At 71.3% G+C, this 4,712-nt stretch carries 2 protein-coding genes; both read right to left on the bottom strand.

Going from position 1 to position 4,712, the window contains the following annotated elements:
* A partial coding sequence (locus GXW71_RS34185) for a condensation domain-containing protein (protein WP_211858498.1) occupies window positions 1-1,866 on the bottom strand: 1,866 nt, incomplete at its 3' end.
* The coding region (locus GXW71_RS34180) for a non-ribosomal peptide synthetase (RefSeq protein WP_211858496.1) at window positions 1,863-4,712 on the bottom strand (2,850 nt) is incomplete at its 5' end. The genes GXW71_RS34185 and GXW71_RS34180, both read right to left, overlap by 4 nt.

Here is a 4,712-nt window from a genome sequence, read left to right as displayed (position 1 = left end):
CGCGCCGGCCGGCAGGGTGTCGCGCAGGTGACGCTGCGTCAGCACCAGGGACAGGCCGGCATCGCGGACCATGTAAGACAGCCGCTCGGGCGGGTAATCCGGGTCGAGCGGCAGCCAGGCGCCGCCGGCCTTCAGGATCGCCAGCAGCCCGACCACCATCGCGATCGACCGCTCCACCGCCAGGCCGACCACCACATCCGGTCCCACGCCCTGATCGCGCAGCCGCCAGGCCAGCCGGTTTGCCCGCGCCTCCAGCGCCGCGTAGCTCAGTCCCTCCGACCCGAACACCAGCGCCTCGGCGTCCGGCTGCGCCGCAGCCCGCGCCGCGATCGCATCCACCACCGTCTCCGACACCGCATCCGACGCCGCAACACCACCCCACCCCACCAACGCTCCAGCCTCGCCCACCGACAACAGCGGAAGCGCGCCGACCGCGTTGTCCGGCGATGCCACGGCACCCGTGAGCAGGGTCTCGAAATGCCGGGCGAAGGCTTCGACTGTCGCGTGATCGAAGAGGTCGCGGGCATAGCGGAAATTCGCGACCAGCCCGCCATCCAGGGTCTCGGTCGTCGTCAGCGTCAGATCGAACTTGCTGTGCTGGCCGTCGCCTTCGATCGGCTCCAGCACCAGCCCGCCGCCCCGCAGTGCCATGCCCGTCGCGGGCTCATGGCTGCAGGTCACCTGGAACAGCGGATTCCAGGCCAGGCTACGCACCGGCCGCAGCGCCTCCACCAGCCATTCGAAAGGCAGATCCTGGTTGCCCTGCGCCTCGAGCACCGCATCGCGCAACTGTCCGAGGAGCGCACGGAAGCTGCCGCCCGGCCCGATCCTGGTGCGCAGCACCTGCATGTTCACGAAGAGACCCACCAACCGGGCGGTTTCGGGCCGGTGGCGGCTCGCATTGGGCATGCCGACGGGGATGTCGCGCTGCCCGGTGTGACGATGGAGCAGCAGGCTGAAGGCCGCGGCGACCACCATGAAGAGCGTCGCCTGGCATTCATGGCCGAGCGCCTGGAGTGCCCGTGTCAGCGCCGGCGTCAAGGGGATCGCGACATTGCCGCCGCGATGGCTCGGCTGCGGCGGCCGCGGTCGGTCGGTCGGCAGCGCCAGCAATGGCTCCCCATCGCCGAGCCGCTGCGTCCAATAGGCGAGCTGCCGCTCCCCCTCCCCGGCGTGCAGCCACTGGGATTGCCACTGGGCGAAGTCGGCATAGCTCACGGGCGCGGCCGGCGCCGCGGCAGGCCCGCCGCAGGCGGCGTCATAGAGCGCGACCAGATCCTCGATCAGCACGCGCATCGACCAGCCATCGGCGATGATGTGATGTAGCGTCAGCTGCAGATGATGCAGCCGCGGCGACAGGCGGATCAGATGGAAACAGGCCAGCGGCCCCGCGGTCAGGTCGAAGACCCGCGACGCCTCCGCCGCGTCGAAGCCGGCCAGCGTGGCATCCTGCGCGCCCTGATCCAGTGCCGTCAGGTCGCTGCGGGTGATCGCGGCGGAAGCGTCGTCGCGCACCTCCTGCAGGACATCCTCGCCATCCTCGCGGAAGCGGGTCCGCAACGCGGCGTGGCGCTGCAGCAGCAGCGCGATCGCACGATCGAAGGCGTCCTCGTCGAGCGGGCCCGACAGGCTGATGCGGCCGGTGATGTTGTAGGCCGAGCCCTGCGGGTCCATTTGCCACAGGAACCAGAGCTGCCGCTGCGCAGGGGAAGCGATGCCGACGCCATCCTGCGCGATGCCCGGCGGGATCGGCAGCGCGCCGAAGTCGATGCCGGCATCGCGCAACTGCCCGAGGAACAGGCGGCGCTTCTCCGCCGGCAGCCCGGCGAAGCGGCGGGCAAGCTGCAAGGCCCGATCGGACATCATTCCGACAAGGCCTCCAGCGAGGCGAGGATCGCGTCGATCTTCTCCGCGGCGTCGCTGTCGATGCCGGCCGTCCCGCCAGCCGCGACCCGGCGGGCCAGTTGCTCGATCGTGCGATGCTCGAAGATCTCGCGGAGCGGCAGGACGCGGCCCATGCGGTCCCGGATGAGCGAGGCCATGCGCATGACGGTCAGGGAATGGCCGCCGAGCTCGAAGAAGTCATCGGTGATGCCGACCTCCTCGAGGCCCAGCAGCTCGGCCCAGATGCCGGCGAGCACCCGCTCCGCCTCGTTGCGCGGCGCCACGCGCAGGCGCGCCTGCCAGGCCAGGGACGGCAGCGCCTTGCGGTCGATCTTGCCGTTCGGCGTCAGCGGCAGCCGATCCAGCACCATCACCTGCGACGGCACCATGTGGTCCGGTAGCACCGCCGCCAGTGATGCCCGCAGCGCCACACCGTCGGCGGCACCCGTGACATAGGCCGCCAATTGCCGGCCGGCGGCGCCATCGCGGGCGATCACCACGGCCTCGGCCACGCCGGGCTGCGCCCGCAGCCGCGCTTCGATCTCACCGAGCTCGATCCGGAAGCCGCGGATCTTCACTTGGCGGTCGATGCGGCCGAGATACTCCACCACCCCGTCCGGGTGCCAGCGCACCAGGTCGCCGGTGCGATAGAGCCGGCCACCCGGCGCACCGCCGAAGGGATCGGGGACGAAGCGCTCCGCGGTCAGGTCCGGGCGGGCGTGATAGCCGCGCGCCAGGCCGGAACCGCCGATATAGAGCTCCCCCGCGACACCCGGCGGCACCAGGTTCAGCGCGGCGTCCAGGACATAGGCGGTACGGTCGCCCACAGGACGGCCGATCGGCGCATAGGCAGTGTCGATCCCGGCTTCCGCGACCGGCCAGGCGAGTGGCGCGATCACCGTCTCCGTCGGTCCATAGGCATTCACCAGCAACCTGGGCTGCAGCGCGCGGCGCGCGGCGGCGATCCCCGCCATCGGCCAGGCGTCGCCGCCCACGATGCAGGCGCGCAGCGACAGCGTCTCGCCGCGCGCATTCAGCGTCTCGCTCAGCTGGTCGACATAGGAGGGCGGCAGGAAAAGGGAGGTGATCGACTGGGTCTCGATCAGCCCCGCCAGCGCCTCCATCGTGGGACTGTTGCCGAGGCCGAGGCTGATCGATCCGCCGGCCAGCAACGGCACCAGCCAACGCTCATGCGCAATGTCGAAATTGATGGAGGCGAACTGAAACTCCCGATCGCCCGGCCCCATGCCGTAGAGCCGGGCGATCGCGGCGCAATGCATCGCGAGCGGACCATGCGCCACCGCCACCGCCTTCGGCTGGCCGGTCGAGCCGGAGGTGTAGATCAGGTAGGCCAGGCTTTGCGGATGGATGGCGACGGCCGGGTCGGTTTCGGGCCACGCCGCGGTGTCCGCCCAGTCGCGGTCGAGGCACCAGCGGCGCGCGCCGCTGCCTGGCAGCGCGTCCAGCAGCCGCTCCTGCGTCAGCACCAGCGGCAGGCCGCTGTCCTGCATCATGTGGGCCAGCCGATCGGGCGGGTAGGCCGGGTCGAGCGGCACATAGGCGCCGCCCGCCTTGAGCACCGCCAGCATCGCGACGAGCTGCGCCGGAGAGCGTTCGATCGCCAGCCCGACCACCACATCCGGACCGACGCCCAGCGCCAGCAGATGATGCGCCAGGCGGTTCGCACGGGCGTTCAGCGCGCCGTAGCGCAACACCTCCTCGCCATGCACCAGGGCCACGGCATCGGGGTGCATTGCCGCGCGGGCGGCGATGGCGGAGACCACATCGGGAAGCGGCGCCGCGGCCGGCACGCCGGCACCCCAGCGCAGCAGCACCTGGCGCTCCGCCTCGCCGAGGGTAGGCAGGCTGCCCAGCGCCTGGCCGGCCGCCAAGGGCATCCGCTCCAGGAGGCGCAGCAGCTCCTCACGCAGCCGCTCCATCGCCGGCGTGCCGAAGCGCGCCCTGTCGTAGCTGACCTCCAGCTCGATCCGGTCGGACCGGAAGACCGCGAGGGTCAGCGGGTAATTGGTGGTCGCCACATGCGAGAAGGCACCGAAGACCGGACCGGCCCCCGCCTCGGCCTGACCCCGCAGCGCCTGCTCGACCGGGTAGTTCTCGAAGACGATGATGCTGTCGAAGAGCGGCTGGCCGGGATGGCCGGCCCAGCCCTGGATATCGTAGAGTGGCGTGTGGTCATGGTCGCGGAGCGTCAGGTTCTGCGCCTGCAAGGCCCGCAGCCAGTCGCCCAGGGGAGCCGCCGGCGGCACCGCGGCCACGACCGGCAGGGTATTGATGAAGAGGCCGAGCATCTCCTCGGCGCCCCGCAATGCGGCCGGCCGGCCGGCGACGGTTGCCCCGAAGCCAACCACGGACTGGCCGGTGTAGCGCGACAACAGCAGGGCCCAGGCGCCCTGGATCAGAGTGTTCAGCGTCACCCGCTCCTGCGCCGCGAAGGCCTGCAGCCGCGCCTCGAGCGCATCGTCGAGCCGAGTCTGCAGGACCGCGTGGCCCTCCCCGCCGGCCGGCGCCGGCAGCGCCGCCGCCAGCAGCGTCGGGCCTTGCAGCGGCCGCAGCTGATCGCGCCAGAAGGCTTCCGAGGCCGCTGCGTCACGGTCCCGCAGCCAGGCGATGTAGTCCCGATAGGGCGGTGCCGGGGCAGCCGTTGCCGTCTCGGCATAGGCCCGCAGCAATTCCGCCATGAACTGCGCCGAGCTCCATCCGTCCATCAGGATGTGATGCCGCGTCCAGATGAGGTGGTGTCGGTTGTCGTCGAGCCGGATCAGCAGCACCCGTTGCAGCGGCGGCTGCGCCAGGTCGAACCCCGCCGC

The organism is Plastoroseomonas hellenica (assembly GCF_018129085.1).
Taxonomy (GTDB): domain Bacteria; phylum Pseudomonadota; class Alphaproteobacteria; order Acetobacterales; family Acetobacteraceae; genus Plastoroseomonas; species Plastoroseomonas hellenica.
This window is presented reverse-complemented; position numbering and strand designations above follow the sequence as displayed.